This window comes from Gemmatimonadaceae bacterium, from assembly GCA_020852815.1.
Taxonomy (GTDB): Bacteria; Gemmatimonadota; Gemmatimonadetes; order Gemmatimonadales; family Gemmatimonadaceae; genus SCN-70-22.
Map to the genome: position 1 here is coordinate 89,054 of JADZAN010000023.1, position 17,195 is coordinate 106,248.

At 67.6% G+C, this 17,195-nt stretch carries 8 protein-coding genes; 1 reads left to right on the plus strand and 7 read right to left on the minus strand.

Features of this window, described 5'->3' with window-relative positions:
- Positions 1-185 precede the first annotated feature (185 nt).
- The 6 genes from IT359_13120 to IT359_13145 form a co-directional block, all read right to left on the minus strand.
- A complete protein-coding gene (locus tag IT359_13120; protein ID MCC6929916.1) occupies positions 186-2,597 on the minus strand; it encodes a DPP IV N-terminal domain-containing protein in 2,412 nt (803 codons plus the stop codon).
- A 168-nt stretch (positions 2,598-2,765) separates the two neighbouring features.
- A complete protein-coding gene (locus IT359_13125) occupies positions 2,766-5,303 on the minus strand; it encodes a S9 family peptidase (protein MCC6929917.1) in 2,538 nt (845 codons plus the stop codon).
- A gap of 122 nt (positions 5,304-5,425) precedes the next feature.
- A complete protein-coding gene (locus IT359_13130; protein ID MCC6929918.1) occupies positions 5,426-7,885 on the minus strand; it encodes a DPP IV N-terminal domain-containing protein in 2,460 nt (819 codons plus the stop codon).
- 80 nt (positions 7,886-7,965) lie between these two features.
- Positions 7,966-8,688, minus strand: a complete 723-nt coding sequence (locus IT359_13135) for a carboxypeptidase regulatory-like domain-containing protein (protein MCC6929919.1) — start codon at positions 8,686-8,688, stop codon at positions 7,966-7,968.
- An 89-nt stretch (positions 8,689-8,777) separates the two neighbouring features.
- Positions 8,778-10,130: a RagB/SusD family nutrient uptake outer membrane protein gene (locus IT359_13140; GenBank protein MCC6929920.1), complete on the minus strand. Its 1,353-nt coding sequence runs from the start codon at positions 10,128-10,130 to the stop codon at positions 8,778-8,780.
- Positions 10,131-10,163: 33 nt separating this feature from the next.
- A complete protein-coding gene (locus IT359_13145) occupies positions 10,164-13,118 on the minus strand; it encodes a TonB-dependent receptor (GenBank protein ID MCC6929921.1) in 2,955 nt (984 codons plus the stop codon).
- 465 nt (positions 13,119-13,583) lie between these two features.
- On the opposite strand from IT359_13145, the gene IT359_13150 reads away from it, so the two are divergent.
- A complete protein-coding gene (locus IT359_13150) occupies positions 13,584-14,702 on the plus strand; it encodes a mechanosensitive ion channel family protein (protein MCC6929922.1) in 1,119 nt (372 codons plus the stop codon).
- An 80-nt stretch (positions 14,703-14,782) separates the two neighbouring features.
- Here IT359_13150 and IT359_13155 read toward each other — a convergent pair whose 3' ends face one another.
- On the minus strand, positions 14,783-17,077 hold the full coding sequence (locus tag IT359_13155) for a hypothetical protein (GenBank protein ID MCC6929923.1): 2,295 nt from the start codon (positions 17,075-17,077) through the stop codon (positions 14,783-14,785).
- Positions 17,078-17,195 lie beyond the last annotated feature (118 nt).

Here is a 17,195-nt window from a genome sequence, read left to right on the forward strand (position 1 = left end):
TAAACGCCCCACGCCATTCCCCGGTTCTCCAGAAAGCCTCGCGCCAGGACACAGTCGCCGAAACGCCGCGGGGCGCGGCCAATCAATCACCGCGCCCCCTCCCCCCCTCGTCCCGAACCTTCGCTGGGGCAAGCTTCTCGTCCCCAGCCTTCGCTGGGGCAGGCTTCTCGTCCTCTCGTCCTCTGCTACTGAACAGGTCTTCTGATCTCGAACCCCTCCGGAGGCTCCGCCCCCATCAGGTTGCGAACGAAGTAGTCCCACGTTCGCCGGATCATGTACGGCTCGCCGGCAAAGCCGTGGTTGCGATTGGGCATCACCAGGAGATCGAAGTCCTTGTTGGCCTTGATCAGTTCGTCGATGACGAGCTGCGTCGCCACGGGGTGCACGTTGTCGTCGAGCGTCCCGTACGCCAGCAGCAGGCGGCCGCGCAGGTGCTTCGCCTTTCGCCAGTTGGACTGCGAATCGAAGGAGTCGGTCGTGTCGCTCAGCTTTCGCAGCAGCCCCTGGTACTTCTCCCCCCAGGTGAAGTCGTAGCTCCGGTTGTCGTGGTTGCCGGCGCTCGAGACGGCCACCTTGAAGAAGTCGGGATACGTGAGGATGGCATCGGTAGACGAGAAGCCGCCGCCGGAGTGCCCGAAGATCCCCACGCGCGACAGGTCCATCTGCGGGATGCGTCCCGCCAGCTGCTTGATGGTGATGACCTGGTCGGGGATCCCGTTGTCGGTCATGTTGCCATAGTACGAATCATGGAACGCCTTCGAGCGCCCCGGCGTCCCCATGGCATCGACCTCGACGACAAAGAAGCCGAGTTCCGATAGCGCGGCGGCATTGCCTCCGGGGCGCGAGGCAAACTGCCGAGTGCCGACTGAGCCGATCTGCGGCCCCGGGTAGATGTAGTCGACCACCGGGTAGCGCTTGCTGGAGTCGAAGCCGGCCGGGCGCCAGAGCAGCCCGCGCAGCTCGGTCACGCCATCGCGCGCGCGCACGGTGAACGGCTCCGGTGCGCGCCATCCCGCGGCGACGAGTCGCGAGACGTCGGCCGCTTGCAGCTGCCTGACCACGGTGCCATCGATGCGCCGCAGGATGGTGACGGGCGCCTTGTCCGGCCGCGCCACGTTGTCCACCACGAACCTGCCGCCAGGCGCAACGCTGATGTCGTGGTCGGCATCCTCCGGCGTCAACAACTGGATTGCCGAGCCATCCAGCCTGGCGCGGTACAGGTGCCGGAAGTACGGGTCGCGCCCGGGCTCGCGCCCCACCGCGGTGAAGTACGCCCAGCGCAACGTCTCGTCGATCCACAGGAGGTCGACCACCAGGAAGTCGCCGCTGGTGATCCGGCTCTTCACCGCCCCCGTCTTCGCATCCAGCAGGTACAAATGCCCCCACCCGTCGCGCTCGGACCACCAGACCACCTCGTTCCCCCCGGCCAGTGGGCGCCAGTTGGGAATCCCCCCCGACATCTGGTTCGTCTCGACGAACGTCTTCCCCGTCTCCTTGTGCACCTGACGGGCAGCACCGGTAGCCGCGTCGGCCGACACCAGCGTCAACTCGCGATTGCCGCGCCTGGGCGCGGTGAAGTACACCTGGTCGCTCCCCGCCCCCCACCGCACGTCCTTCCACACGGTGTCCGTCGACATCCAGCAGCACGTCGTGTTCACCGCATCCATCGTGGGCCACTCGATCTTGCTCCCCTTCCCCGACGACACATCGAACACATGCAGGTCAAACCGCGGAATCACGGAGTCGCCCGGCAACGCATACCGGTACGAGTGAAGCACGGGCCCCGGGTTCTTCGTCTCCAACAGGTGCATCAGCCGCACCCCCCGCTGGTCCCACCTGGTCGTCACGAATCGCCTCGAGTCGGGCGACCAGAGGATCAACGGGCGCTGCTCGCTCTTGTTGCGCACATTGGTCACCTGCTGGCAACAGCCGATGTTCGTCAGCGCATAACCCCAGTCGGCGGTGCCATCCGTGGTCAGCGCGCGCTCCTGGCCACCGTCAGCTGCACGCACGAACACGTTCCCGCCCCTCTCATACGCCACCCACTTCCCATCCGGCGACTTCACCTCGCTCGGCCTCTCGAGAGCGAGCGTGTCGGGACCCGTGCACGTGTACGACGTCAGGTCGCACGTCCAGTTCTTCTTGCGCCCCGCGCTAACGCGAATCGCCTTCTCACCGTCGACCCACGAGATGGCCTGGAAGGGAAGGCGCGCCGAGTCGTACGTGGTGTCGGCCGCCGTCGACAGCGCCGACGCCAGTCGCGCATGATCAAAGGCCGCTCGACGCGCCCCGGTCGCCATGTCGACGACGAGGAACTCCCACCCACGCACCCCACGATTGCGGTACCAGAACCGGTCGCCCGTCATCCAGCGCGGACGAACGGCATCATCGATGATCAGGTCCTGCACGTTCCAGGGAAGCAACTGCTCGGCGCGCGCGTAATCGGTGCGCGTCGGTTGCGCCTGCGCCGTGCGCGATGAACCACCGAATGCCATCCCACCTATCAACAGGGCAATGACAGCAAGCATTCGTGGTGCGGTGCGATGCGCGATGCGGCGTGTGGCGCCCGGTGTGATGCGGAGTGTGAGGCGTGACATGACGTCGGTATCGTGTGATCGTGCGCTGTGATGGTACGCTGTGATGGTGCGCTGTGATGGTGCGCTGTGATGGTGCGCTGTGATGGTGCGGTGACCGCGCGCCGTGGTCGTCAGTGTGGGCGTGGAAACAGGTTGGCTCGTCAGGCAGGGCCGCTCGCGCCGCGCGCGCTACGGATTCCACCGCGCCAACCACGCCTCCGGTTGCCCCCGCAGGTACTTGTCGAACCACTCGAGCATCGCGCCGTCACGCCCTTCCTCGACCGACGGCCGCGAGTTGATCCCATGGTTCTCGCCCGCCACGCGAATGAGCTCAGCCTCGCGCCCAAGCATGCGCAGCGCCGTGAACATCTGCTCCGACTCGGTAGGGACCACGTTGGTGTCGCCGGTGCCGTGAATCAGGAGCATCGGCGCCTGGATCTTGTCGGCCGAGAAGAGCGGCGACCGGTCGACGTACACATCCTTCCGGTTCCAGGGATAGCACCCGGGGCAGGTCCCGTCGGTGTAGCTGTAGCCGCTCGCCCCCGCCCCCCAGTAGTTGGCGATGTTGGAGATGCCGGCCAGCGCGATGCCGGTGCGGAAGATGGTCGTGCGTGTGAGCAGGTGCATCGTCATGAAGCCGCCATACGAATGGCCGAAGTTCCCCACCCTCGACGCATCGACGTAGCGATGCCCCTGCGCGAACTGCTGCGTCCCCTCGATGATGTCCGACGCCGCCGGATACCCCCAATCGTTGGTGTGATAGTTCGAGAACTTCTGCCCGTACCCCGGCGCCCCCGCGGGATTCATCATCAGCACCACGTAGCCATTGGACGCGAACCAGAGCAGCCGCTCCTCGAAGTTCTTCTTCATGGCCAGCGTGCCGCCGTAGTAGTGCACGATCATCGGGTACGTCCTGGTCGAGTCGAAGCCCGGAGGGAGCCAGTACCACGACTCGATGTCCTCGCCCCGCGAGTTGCGGAACGACCACGCCTTCCACGTCGGGAGCGCAATGTTGTCGAACGCCGCGGCGTTAGGCGCGCTCACGGTCGATGTCGCGCCGGTCGCGAGGTCGAGGCGCTGCAGCGCCGGCGCGCTCACCGGCCCCTCCACGCTCGCCACCTGCACCCCGTTGGCGATGTCGAACGCGCCCATCGTTTCCGCCAATGACGGCATGGTCTCCAGCGTCACCGCGCCCAGCGCCGAGGTGACGGCGGCGCGCGTACGGGCCAGCAACGTGCGCGCGCCGGCATCCACCGGGACGTAGATGCGCCCGTCCTTCGCGCTCCACGTGAGCCGCGAACAGCCAAGCCCTCCGCCTATCGAGGGAACGTATCCCGCACTCAGGTGCACCAGCGCGGGCCGGTCGAGCGAGGTGGCGTACAGCTCGTTCTCGTAAACGCTGAACGTCGGGTCTTCCTGCGTCAGCTGCTCCTTCGCGCTGGCGCAGAACGCCACGGCGCGCGAATCGGGCGAGAAGGCAAAGGCAGAAGGCGCGTTGAATGCCTCGCGCGTCAGGTCGAGCAGCCGCCGAGTTGCCAGTGTCGCCACGTCCAGCGCCCACAACTCGGCGCGCAGCCACGGACGTGCATCGCTCGTGTTGACCGAACGTGAGAAGACAATCGTCTTCCCGTCCGGCGACAGCTCCGCACCCGCGACGCCAACCGCGGAATCGCCCACCAGCGTGGTGCGCGTCCCCTGCGCCACGTTCAGCGCGTAGAGATGCTCTTTGTCAGGCGAGTCACCAAAGCGCTGCCACACCTCCGTCAGGCGCCGCATCTCGCCGGGCTTCGTTGCCGGCGTTGTGGCCGCGCGTTCCTGGCCCGTGTAGTAGAGCCACGCACCATCCGGCGACCACCCCACGATGCGGGAGATCGACTCGCCGCGCAGGAGGCGCTGCGATGCGCCCGACGTGGCCTCCCACGTCCAGAGGTCACGCCCAGGCACCTCCGTTCGGTCGGTCGCCGTCAGGAGTGCCAGTCGCTTCCCGTCGTTGGACCACGACGCCGACGACGGGCCGCCGGCGCGCAACTCGGTCAGCAGCTTCCCGCCGCCGACGTCACGCACCTCCAGCCAACTGTTGGTGCGATCGTTGACGGCGTCGCGCTGGCGCAGCACCACCGCCACGCGCGTGGCCGTGGGATCGAGCGTGACGTCACCGATCGACGTCACCCCGTGCAGGTCGCGCCACGTGGGGGCACGCCGGGCGTCGAGCGACACCGTCGTCACCGCCCCCGACGCCGGCGTCAGCGTCGCGACCAGTGGCGTCGATGCGCCTTTCGACACGCGCTGCACGAGCAACCAGTGCTTCCCGCGCGCCAGCGTGAGCTTGGTCGCCGTCACGCGAACGCCATCGAGCCAGACGCGCCGCGTCTCGTCGCCGGCGAAGGTGAGCGTGGCGCGCTGCCATCGATCGGTCTCGATGTACGCCGACGCGTACGACAGCGCACCCGCCGCCGCCCCCGCATCGCCCGACGTCCATCGCAATGCAGCACCGCTGGGCCCCGCCACGGCGCGCCCTTCCACCGGCCACGCCCCATCGGTCGCCAGGCGCCAGCTCGCCAGCATCGCCGAATCGGACCGCGCGTTGCCGAACGGCGCCGGCGCCGGCACGCCAACCGACAGCCATCGATCAATCACCTGCGGCACCTGCGCGCCTAACGCCCCCGGCACCACCACCCCCACCACCCCCGCCAGCAGCACCACGCCAATCCTCGCGCACGATCTCATGAATTGATCCCCAGTGAGGAGTCCCCCAATCCCCATACACCTAACGCGAACAGCAACCCCCGGACAGCAATCGCTCCCCGGGGGCCCCTGTCTCGTCTCTCGTCTTCTCGTCTTCTCGTCCTCTACCAACTGATATAGAACGGCTTCCAATACGGGAAGCCGTCGTCGTAATCATCCCACGACGGACCTTGTCCCCCCTGGCCGCGGCTCCACGGATCATCCGGCTGCTTGATCTCGTAGTTGTCCGGCGGCGTGAGCCCCAGGAGGTTCTGGACGAAGTAGTCCCAGCGACGGCGAATGAAGTACGGCTCGTTGAGCCCGTGATTGCGGTTCGGCGCCCAGACCATGTCGAACGACTTGTTGGCCTTGATCAACTCGTCCACCAGCTGCACGGTGTTGGCCGGGTGCACGTTGTCGTCCATGTCGCCGTGCATCACCATCAGCTTCCCCTTCAGGTTCTTCGCCATCGACTTGTTGGCGGAACCCTCGAAGTTGTCGGTCTTGCGCAGCGTGTCCTTCTTCATGAGCCCCTGGTACTTCTCGGCCCAGTAGATGTTGTAGCTGCGATTGTCGTGGTTGCCGGCCCCCGACACCGCGACCTTGAAGAAGTCGGGATAGCGCAGCATGGCATCGGTGGAGGCAAAGCCACCCCCCGAGTGCCCGAAGATCCCAACCTTGTCGGTGTCGATGAAGCCGTACTTCGCGCCGAGCTGCTTGATGGCGGTGATGTGGTCGGGGAGCCCGTTGTCGCCAAAGAAGCCGTAGTAGTTGTCGTGGAAGACCTTCGAGCGGAGCGGCGTGCCCAGGTGGTCGAGCTGGATCACGACGAAGCCGAGTTCGGCCAGCGCGAACGGCTCACCGCCATTCTTGAAGTTCCACGCCCCGACCGACCCCACCTGCGGCCCCGGGTAGATGTGCGAGATGATCGGGTACTTCTTCGTCGAGTCAATGTTGGGCGGGAGGTAGAGCAGGCCGTAGATGTCGGTCACGCCATCGCGCGCCTTCACGCTGAACACCTGCGCCGGCCGCCAGCCGATCGCCTTGAGGCGCGACACGTCGCCCTCTTCCAGCTTGCGCACGATCGCCCCCGTCGCCGCGCTGCGCAGCACGGTCACCGGCGGCGCCTCCACGCGCGAGTACGTGTCGACGAAGTACTTCCCGCTCGGGCTGAACGTGACGACGTGGAAGCCGTCCTCCGGCGTGACGAGCGTGAGCCCCTGCCCGTCGTAGCCGGCACGATACAGTTTGGGATAGTACAGGAAGCCGTCACGCCCGCGCGCGGTGAAGTAGACCTGCTTCGCCACCTCGTCGACGTACGAGATCTGCCCCACCTGCCACGCCCCCGAGGTGACCTGCGACTTGGGCTCCGGCGCCAGCGACATCCCGCCGTTGCCGGCGGTCGAGGTAACGCTCGCGACCCCCGCGCCATCGAAGCGATAGAGGTGCCCCCAGCCGTCGCGTTCGGACCACCAGAAGGCGTCCTTGAGGTCCTTCGTGACGTAGAACGACCCCGGATCCTGCGGGTTGGAGATCTCCACATACGTCTTGCCGGTGTCGCGCGCAATCACGCGCGTGGCGCCGGTGGACGCATCCACCTCGGCGAGGTACGCCGCCTTGGACCCGCGCATCAGCCACGAGACGTGCACCTTCTGCGAGTTCTCGGCCCACGCCGAATCGCGCACCGAGCCGCCGATCGACAGGTTGTTGGGCCGCACCGGGAGCTGCGCCACCACGTTCGCCTTCGACGCCACGTCCACGATGTGCATCCGCGGGTACGGCACCGCCGTGTCACCGGGCAGGGCATACGGCTGCGAGTAGTGCTTGGGACGCTGCGGCGTGTAGGAGATGTAGTGCATGTGCTCCACGTACCGCTCGTCCTGGCGCATGACGGCGATCTTGGCCCCGTCGGGCGACCAGCGCAGCTGCGGACGCTGCGGCATGGGGCGCTGGAGCTGGCTCGGGCGCGGCATGGTGATGCCATAGCTGTTGTACACCACGCCGTCAGTCGTCAGCTGCACCGAGTCCTTGCGGGTGGCGCGGTTGCGCACCCACAGGTTGTGGTTGGAGATGAAGGCCTCGAGCTTCTTGTCCGGCGATGCCACGAAGGGGACTTCGCTCGGCAAGGTGTCGCCTGCCACGCACTTGTAGGTCGAGATGTTGCAGGTGAAGCGCTTGCGCACCGCGTTGAACTCGATCTCGCTCTCGTTGTCGCCGTCGTTGCCGAACCTGAAGGTGGCAAACGGGAGCTTGTTGCCGTCGAACGCCGTGTCCGACGCCGCCGTCATCGCCTGCGCGAGCTTCACGTGGTCGAACAGGAGGCGCCGCGCGTTGCTGACGGGGTCGATGAGGACGAATTCCGCCCCCGTCGCCGTCTTGTTGCGGTACCAGAAGCGGTTCCCATCCTTGAACCACTGCGGTTGCACCTGATCGCCACTCACGAGGCGGTCGGTGTTCCAGTTGAGCAGCTGCTCGGCGCGCGAGTAGGTCACCTGCGCCTGCAGCGGGACCGCGGCGATGAGCACCCCGGCGAGTCCGGGAAGCGCTCCGCGGAAGATGGGCCTGGCGAGAACGTGCCTGGTCATGTCTCGATCTGGAGAAGGAAGGGCGGAGACCTCGCGCGTGGGGATGGCGCGCGGGCGACGCCGCCGTGAGCAGCGGAGCCTTACGGCACCACGCGCAGGAGCGCCTTCTCCTGCGAGTCGTGGTACTTGCAGCGGTACGAAAAGAGTCCCAGTTGCGTGGCGGGCCACAGGTAGGCCTGCGCCTTCTGCAGGTCGCCCGAGTCCCCCCACGGCCCACCCGTCACCGTATGCACCACGGTGTCGACGTTGTACCAGCACACGTTCGCCCCCAGCCTCACCACCGCCTCGCCGTTCTCCGTCCCGTCGGGCTGGAGCTGGAAGAAACCGTCGCCGATGTAGATCTCGACGAGGTTCTGGTTGTAGTTGCCCAACTGGATGCGCACCGGAACATCGGTCGCCTTCCCGCCCTGCACGGTGCAGCGGATCGGATGCGGATACGGTTCGGGTACGAACGCCACCCCCGGCGCGTTGAATCGAAGCTGGTAGTCGCCCGGAGTGAGTTGCGTGATCAAGAACTTGCCGTTGGCGTCCGGCGAGACGCGCGTCCCGGTCTGCCGCCCGTGGTCGTTCATCAGGATGAGCGTCCCGATATTGGGCTGCACCACGCCGGCCTGGTTGGTCACTGTGCCGGTGATGCTTCCGGTCGGGGTGTCCGGCGGGTCCACGATGCTTCCGCCCCCCCCGCCCCCCCCGCACGCGCCCACGCCGGCGCTCGCGAGAACGAGCCCCGCCCCCGTCGTGCCCAACGTCGAGAGAAAATCACGGCGTGAAAGTGCCGCGTGCATCAAGGAAACAGGCGTCATGACAGCGATGGTCGCGCGAGTGGTCCCGACGACTGCGGGGGCGAACCGGGAACCGGTCCGCCCCCGCGAATCGTGCCCGAGGTGCTGCGTTACTGCGTGACCGAGGGGCAGGTCCCCTCGCCATCCTTCATGCTCGTGTTGTTGAGGATCTCGGTGCGCGAGAGCGGCAGCTTGGTCGCGCGCGCTGCGCCGAGGTAGTCCTTCACCACCCCGAAGCGATACAGGTCCTGCATGCGGTGCCCTTCGACCCACAACTCCGCCTGGCGCTCGTTGAGCAGCGCGTCACGAGCCGCCGTGGCGGTCGTCGGCGTCGTGATGGGCGGGAGACCAACCCCCGTGCGCGTGCGCAGCGAGTTGAGGATGCTGGCTTCGGTCGCGTAGTCGTTGTTCCGGTACGCCACCTCGGCTTCGATCAGCGTTGCCTCGACCTTCGAGAGCATGCGGATCGGCGCGCCGCGGTCGGAGTGCTTCGTGATGCCGAAGTACGCGAAGCGGTTGTTGACGCCCAGCTGACCGGCGCGCCGCGTCACCGCCATGCGCTTGTCATCCTTGGTGGGATCGAACCAGTCGCGCAGGTACGCCTCGCCCGTCGTCGTGGAGTCGATGACGTGCACGCGCGAGTGGTACATGCGGCGCAGCCCCCCGGACCGGTTGCGGTTCTGGTGGAACTGGTTCCCGGTCCACGACTGCGTGCTGGCCGCCCCTTCGGCGTAGATCGCGTTGTAGACGAACCCGGCGGCGACGTTCTGCGCATCGGTCTTGGCCGCCGCGTAGTTCCCCGCCATCAGGTTGGCGCGTGCACGCCCGGCATACGCCACGTTGGTCCACTTGGCCTGCGCCGTGGCATCGCCCTGGATGGCCTGCGCCGCCTGCAGCCCGGCCGTGAACTTCGTGATCGCCTGCTTCCACACCTCGGTATCCGGCGAGCGCGCCGCGTTCGCGGTCAGCGGCGACTCGCAATACGCACCGGCCATCAGCATGTCGGCCATGGCATCGGTGAGGAGCGCCTGGGCGCGCAGCGGCGAGGTTTGCGCCGCCGCACCAAGGACCGTCCCCACGCGCGTCGCCGCGCTCTGCGCCGCGAAACGCGCCCGCAGGAGCTGGTTCTGCGCGTCGGAGAACGACCCATTGGTGGCCCAGTCGTGCCGGATACGTCCTTCGGAAATGTCTTCCCAGTCGATCCACGTCGACGTCGACTCCACGTCGTCGCTCAATAGCTCGGTCATGACGATCATGTCGTCGTACGCGAGCATGAGGACGCCTTCGGCGCCGTCGGTAACGGTCTTGATGATGATGCTGTTGTTCAGGGCGTCGTCGCCGAACGCCTGCGGGTTCGGGACGTCGAGGGCGCCACTGCAGGCCACCCCGGACAGCAGCAGCGCCGCCGTCCCCGCGACCGACGCGAGGCGAACGGTGCCAGCCTGCCTTCTATGCGTAGTCATGTGAATGTGCTCGCAAGTATGGGTGGGTGTCGGCTAGAAGCGAGTCCGCAGCTGCAACCGGAACACGCGCGGCGCCGGCTGCATGAGGAAGCCGCTGTTGAACGTGAACGAGCTGGCGCCCGCCCAGTTCATGTTCGGGTCGACGCAGTTGCAATCGTCCCACCACCACACGTTCTGCCCCGACAGCGTGAACGACGTCTGCCCCATGCCGAAGCGCCCGGAGAGCGAGGTCGGCACGTTCCACGCCAGCGACAGCTCGCGCAGGCGCACGTTGTCACGCTTGTCGACGTAGTTCAGGATCGACGCCCACTGCGCGATGGAGTCCGCCTTGAACGTGCGGTTGCCGCTCGCGTCGAGCGCGCCCAGGTATTCGTCCGACCCGCCCTGGCGAATGCGGTACGCACGGTCGCCGTTGCCGAACCAGGCGCCACGCTCCACCGACAGCAGCCCGTACAGCGTGAACTGGCGCCAGCGCAGGCTGTTGGTCCACGAGAAGTTGCTCGTCGGGAGCCCCGGGCCGAAGTACACCACGGTGTCCGAACGCGTCGTCGTCGGGCAGCCGTAGGAGAGCTTGGTGCAATCGCCTAACGTCGGGTCGGTCCCCGTCGTCTTGACCGAGAAGCCCGTCGGCTTGCGATCCCACACGCCGCCAATCGGGTAGCCCAGGCGGAAGTTGTTGTTCCCCAGGTTCACGCCACCCAGGTCGGTGATCTCGTTCTTGACGCCGTCGGCGCGGACGCCGGTGGTCCAGTCGAACTTCGCGGTCTGCACGACCACGTAGTTCACCGACGCTTCCCACCCCTTGTTCTGGATCTCGCCGATGTTCACGCTCTTGGCCGTGGTGAAGCCACCCGAGGGCGGGTTGAGCTTCGGCACGATGGCGTCGTTCGTCGTCTGGCTGTAGCGCGACGCCTCGATGCCGAGACGATCGTTGAGCAACCCGACCTCGAAGCCGAACTCGGTCTCGGTCGACTTCTCCGGGCGCAGGTCTGCATTCCCCGGGTTGAGCGGGACGATGCCCGAGCTCGACGTGAAGACCGGCGTGGACGCATACGACGTGAACGAGTCGAACGGCCCCGGCATCTTGCCGGCCTGGCCATACGCCGCGCGCACGCGCGCCGCGGTAATCCACTTGGGCAGGTAGCCGCCCTTGGACATGTCATACGAGACGTCGAACTTGGGGTACTTCTTGTAGCCGTAGTTCTTGCCGAACGCGCTGTTGCCGTCGATGCGGATGCCGACGGTCATGAACAACTGGTCCTTGATCGAGAAGCGATCCTGCGCCAGGAAGCCCAGGTTGACGGTCTTGGTGTAGTTCTCCGCCGCCTGCGTCGTGGCGGCCGACGAGATGGAGCTCACCCCGGGGCCCGGGAACGAGTTGCCAACCGACTGCAGCAGGCTCTCGATGTCCCAGAAGCCCTGGCCGCCGGCCGACAGGTTCGACTCGATCCCCCACGGCAGCTTCTGCTGCCACTGGGCGAGGTAGTCCACCGTGTACGTCTTGTAGTTGCGGATTCCCAGGTTGGCCTGGCCGTTGGTCACTCCCGCCGGGCCAAAGGCGCCGGCATACGGGAAGAAGCGGCTCTTGTGATCGTTCACCGCGTCGATGCCGACGATGAAGCGATGCGTCAGGTTGGGGCGGATGGAGTTGCTGAGCGTGAGCCCGCCAGTCCAGCGATCAACGTCGGACTGCGTCTTCATCGTCTTGATGTCCTTCACCGGTACCCATGCTTCGCCATACTGGCGCGTGGCCGATGCCGTGCGCGGGTTGCCGTTGATGGCGTTGCCTAACAAGGCGGTCCAGTTGTTCCCCGCCTGAATCTCGTTGATGCGGTCGCGGGCGTACGTCGAGCGCGTCTCGACGGTCCACTTGTCGCTCGGCACGAAGGTCAGGTTGAGGCGGAGCGACCCCTTGAGCTGGTCGTTCGGCTGGATCGACCCCACTTCCTTCGAGATCTGCGTCGAGGTGTAGTACGTCGAACGCTGCGTCCCGCCCTGCGCGCTGAGGTCGATGCCGTTGTACGGCCCCTTCTCGATCATCGTCTCGTTCGCGTCCAGCGCCTGCGTCCCATCCGGTCCCTTGAAGCGCGGGAACGTCGTCGTCGGCAGGTTGTGGCGCAGCTCCTGGTAGCCAGTGCCCAGCCCCAGATTCCACTGCGTCCGCTGCTCGGTGCCGCGCCCACGCTTGGTGAAGATCTGGATGACGCCGTTGGTCGCTTCGGAGCCGTAGAGCGTGGCGGCCGCCGCGCCCTTGAGCACTTCGACGCGATCGATGTCGTTGGGATTGATGTCTCCCAGACGATCGGTCGAGGCGCCCCCGCCAAACGAGCAGCAGGCGCCGCCGCCAAACCACTCCGTCGCACGCCCGTCCACGCGCACGCCGTCCACGTACACGACGGGGCGCTGGCTGAGCGAGAACGACGCCGTGCCGCGAATGCGGATGTCCTGTCCGCTCCCCACGCCGCCGCCAACCGTCGTGGCGCGGAGCCCGGACACCTTGGACGAGAGCATGCGTCCCACGTCGGGAATCGCGATCTGCTCGGCGAGCTTCGAGACGTCGACCTCACCAATCGACGCCCCCACCTGGCGCTTCTCCACCGCACCGCCCGTCCCCGTCACGACGACCTGCTGCAGTTCGACGGCCGACGCCGACAGCACGAAGTTCACGCGCGCCGTGTCGTTCTCGGCGATTGCAGCCGCCTGCGCCTCGGGGCGATAGCCGATGCGCGTCACGCGCACCGTGCGCTGCCCCACGGGGACGCCGCGGAACGAGTAGCGTCCCGACGCATCGGTGTTGGCGCCAAGCGTCGCTTCACCAACTACCTGCACGCGCGCCCCCGAAATGGGGAGCCCCGTGGAGCGATCGGTGACGGTCCCCGCCACGGCGCCGGTTCCTTGGGCAGCGGCGAGGGCAGGGGTGAGTACTGCTGCGATGGCAACAAGCCATGTGCGGGCGCGCAGCACGCCAGGAGAACGAGAACTGTGCATGGAGGCCTCCGGTGCGGAAAAGGTGCGAACAGTTCAACTCTGCCACGACGTATGGGCGCGTGCGATTGGCGAGGCGGGGGCGGGCCAGCCGGGTTCGGCACACGCACGTGCATGGAAGATTGGATACAATCGTCGACCGACGTGCGCCGGTCAATCGGTACCTGACCGTTTTTCTCCCGATCGGGACGGAAGGCACGCCGGCGATGACGAGCGGTTCGCCGTCGCGACGATTGCGCACAGTACGTTTCATTGCGCGCGAACGATGAACATTGTTCGCCGACGTTCACTCGCACGATCCATCGATCGTATCTTCTGACGGTGTAAACGAAACCACCGCCGCGGCACACCGCCCGGGCTGCACCGCGTCGCCTCGCACCACTTCGCCACACCACTTCGTCACACCGCTTCGCCACGCGGATTCGCAGCACGCATTCTCCTAGCGGCTGCGCTTTACATTCCTCGCCAATGCCACAATTGCTGGATCGACTCGATCGCCAGTTCCTTGGCAACCCGCTCGACGCCTGGCTCACCGCGGCGACGATCGCGCTCGCGGCCTGGCTCTTCCTCTACCTCCTCAAGGTTGTGGTGGGGCGCCGGCTCGCCGCCCTCGCCGCTCGCACGGCGACCGAACTCGACGACGTCGCCTCCGACCTCCTGGGGCGCACGCGCGCCTACTTCGTCCTGGCGCTGGCCGTGCGCGCAGGCGCCCCCGCGCTCTCGCTCCCCGCCGCCGCCCGCGAGGCGCTGAGTGACCTTACCGCCATCGCCGTCCTCCTGCAGTTGGGCGTTTGGGGAAACGGCATCATCGCCTTCTGGCTGCGCAAGTGGTCGCGCTCCCGCTCGGGTGACGAGCAGTCCACCTCGGCCACACTCAAGGCCATCGGCGTCCTGGCCCGCGGCCTCCTGTGGTCGGTCGTCGCGCTCCTCGCGCTCAAGAACGTCTGGGACTTCGACATCACCGCGCTCATTACCGGGCTCGGCGTGGGAGGCATCGCCGTCGCGCTCGCGGTGCAGAACATCCTCGGCGACGTCTTCGCCGCGCTCTCCATTGTCCTCGACAAGCCCTTCGATGTAGGCGACACGATCGCCGTCGACACCGCGGTGGGGACCGTCGAGAACATCGGCCTCAAGACGACGCGGGTCCGCTCGGTCAACGGCGAGCAGATCATCTTCTCCAATGCCGACCTGCTCAAGGCGCGCGTGCGCAACCTCAAGCGCATGGAGCAGCGCCGCATCGTGTTCAACATCGGGATCACCTACGACACGCCCCCTGACCTCGTGGAGCGTGTCCCGTCGATGATCGAGGCGATTATCGAGGCGGCACCGTCAGCGCGCTTCGACCGCGCGCACTTTGCCCGCTTCATGGACTCGTCGCTCGAGTTCGAGGTGGTCTACTTCATGACCACGAGCGACTACCTCGCCTACATGAACACGCAGCAGGTGGTGAACCTCGCACTGCTGCGCGAGTTCGAGGCGGCGGGGATCCAGTTCGCCTTCCCCACACGGACGGTCATCCACGTGTCGGCCGACGGTTCGGCGGTCCCCGGGCTTTCGCAGGCCGGCGGCGAGGCCGCGGCCGGGTGACAGCCTAACGGCCGAGTGACGGCCCAACGGCCGAGCGACAGCCTAAAGGCCGAGTGACAGCCTAAAGGCCGAGTGATTGCCTAACGGCCGGCTGCGCAGCGATCCCAGGCGGCGCGGCGCTCGGCGCGCTCCGAGAGCTCGATGCCGGCGCGCCCGTCGTCCGGGCGCGCCGCGCGCCACAGGATGGCGTCGCGCACCTCACGCATCACCGAGTCGCGAATGGCCGGTTGCCACGGCCCGCCCCCTAACGCACGGACGCGCGCCGACGCCGCCGGGTGCGCGCTCGCGTATTCGCCCCACCGCTGCACCAACCCGCGCGAGCGCGCCTCCGCGGCAATCGCCATCGCCGACGGCACCGTCCCCTCCTCGCGCACGTCGCGCGAGAAGGGCTCGAGGAGACAGCGCCACCCCGCCGCCACATCGGTCGACGCGCGTAGCGCGGTGAGCGTGCCGCTGAACGCGTCGCCACCCCCCGCCGTCCCGTAACGCAGGTCCACGCGGCTCAGCGGCGCCACCAGTGTCCGCCGCACGATGTCGCTCACCCGAGCCTCACGAGCGCTGCCATACGTCTCGTCGTACCAGGAGAAGATCCGCGGCGCCACGAGCGTCATCTCGCGCAGGGCGTCGAGCGTCACGTCGCCATCCACCGTCCCGCCACGCGGCGGCGCCGCCGAGGCGTACCCCGTGATCACGCCGTCCTGCACCGACGACAGGTATCCGTTCACGCGCCCGAGGTGCGCGAGCGAGGCCGCGACGAACCAATCCACACCGCGCGCAAACGCCTCGGTGGGGCGATCGGCCTGCACCGAAGACGAGAGCATCTCGCGCCGAGGACGGGCTGCACTCGCCAACTTCCTGGCGGTGAGCGAGAAGCGATCGGCGTACTGCCGCACCGATCGATCGGTGCGATACCCGCCGCGAACGCCGTATGCGCGGCGCGCAGCCTGCCAGTCCAGGTCGTGCGCCAGCTCGTGCGCCATTGCACCGGCGCTGGTGGCAAGCGGGAAGTACGCGGTGCGCGTCCCCGGATCGTGCAGCGCCAGCGCCCGGTCGGCCAGCGGCGAGTCGCCAAAGCGCACGTTGAGGCCGCGCAGGTCGAGCGCTGGAAAGACCGTCGTGAGGTCCGACACCACGTCGTCCAGCATGCGCGTGTAGTACGGGCGCCACGACGCCGGGACGTCGCGATCGAACTCCAGCGACGCCAGCCCCAGTCGGTTGCGCACCGCGAGCGCGTCCGGCCCTGCGTCACCGGGGAACCATGGGCGCTCCTGCGCATAGGCGCGCATCGCGACCGACGCGCTCAACACCGCCAGGGCCGCCTCACTCGACGGGCCGGCAACGGCGCGAAGGCGCGCCAGCTCGGCGGCCATCGATTCCTCGTTGCGCGTGCGCGCCACGAACTGCGCGCGCGCGCGCTGCGACTCCGCCGTCCCCAACGCCCCCGATACAAACGATCCGTAGCCCCCCATGGTGACCGTGACCGGCGCCTGCGGCGGTGCGTGGCGCCGCGCCACGACCTCGGCAGCCGCCGCCCCAGCCGCCCCACCAAGCGACCGCGACGTTGCCGAGGCGAGCGGCATCGCCTCCAGCGAGGAAAGCTGCGCGACCAGGCGCGGGAGCAGGCGCACGGCTGCCTCCTCGTCGGCGGGCGACGGCGGGTCGGCCAGCGGCTTCTCCACGGCAAAGCGGCGTTGCGCACGCCACGTCGACACGAGTTCGACCGGATCGATCTCCACGCGGCGCGCCTCGCGCAGCAGCGCCGCGACGTCGCGCATTGCCAGGGCACGGTCGCGCGCCTGCGCAATCGCGCCCAGCGCGACCGCGGACGCACGATGCGACACCACCCCCGACGCCGTGCCAACCGTGTACGCCAGGCGCAACGCCAACTCTGCGGCGCGAGGCGACGCCGCCGCCTCGGTCACCGACTCCATGAACTGCCGGTGCGCCCGACCAGTGTTGGGCGAAGGACGCGGCGCCACGAGATCGAGCGCTTCCTGCGGCGTGACGTACGCCGAGCCAACGCTGGTGCGCGCAAGGATCGCCTCGGCCAGTCGGTCGCGCCCCTCGACGGAGAGGAAGGGATCGCGGGAAGCATACTCCACCAGCCGGAACGGGCTCCCGATCCCCAGGCGAAGGCGCTCCAGGTACAGCGCCGCGGTTACATCCCCCGTCTTCATCTCCGCCGGCGACTGCACGGCGAGAAGGCGCTCCACCGAGTCGGCCCAGCGCGCACCAAGGGTGAACTCGCGCGCCACGCGGGGGCGATGATGGCGCGCCTGGAAACGCGCGTAGCCCCAGCCCCCCGCGCCAAGCGCGAGCGCTGCGACTCCAGCCAGCAGGGCCGGACGCACGCGAATCCGAACGCCGATCGCCATCATCTCCTCATAGGTGCCACCAACTTACGCAGGGGACCACCGCCACTGTTCGCGCAGCACGTCCCCCTCTCTTGGACCGCCGCCACGCGCACCGCGTCACGTCCTGCCCGCGCGCCAC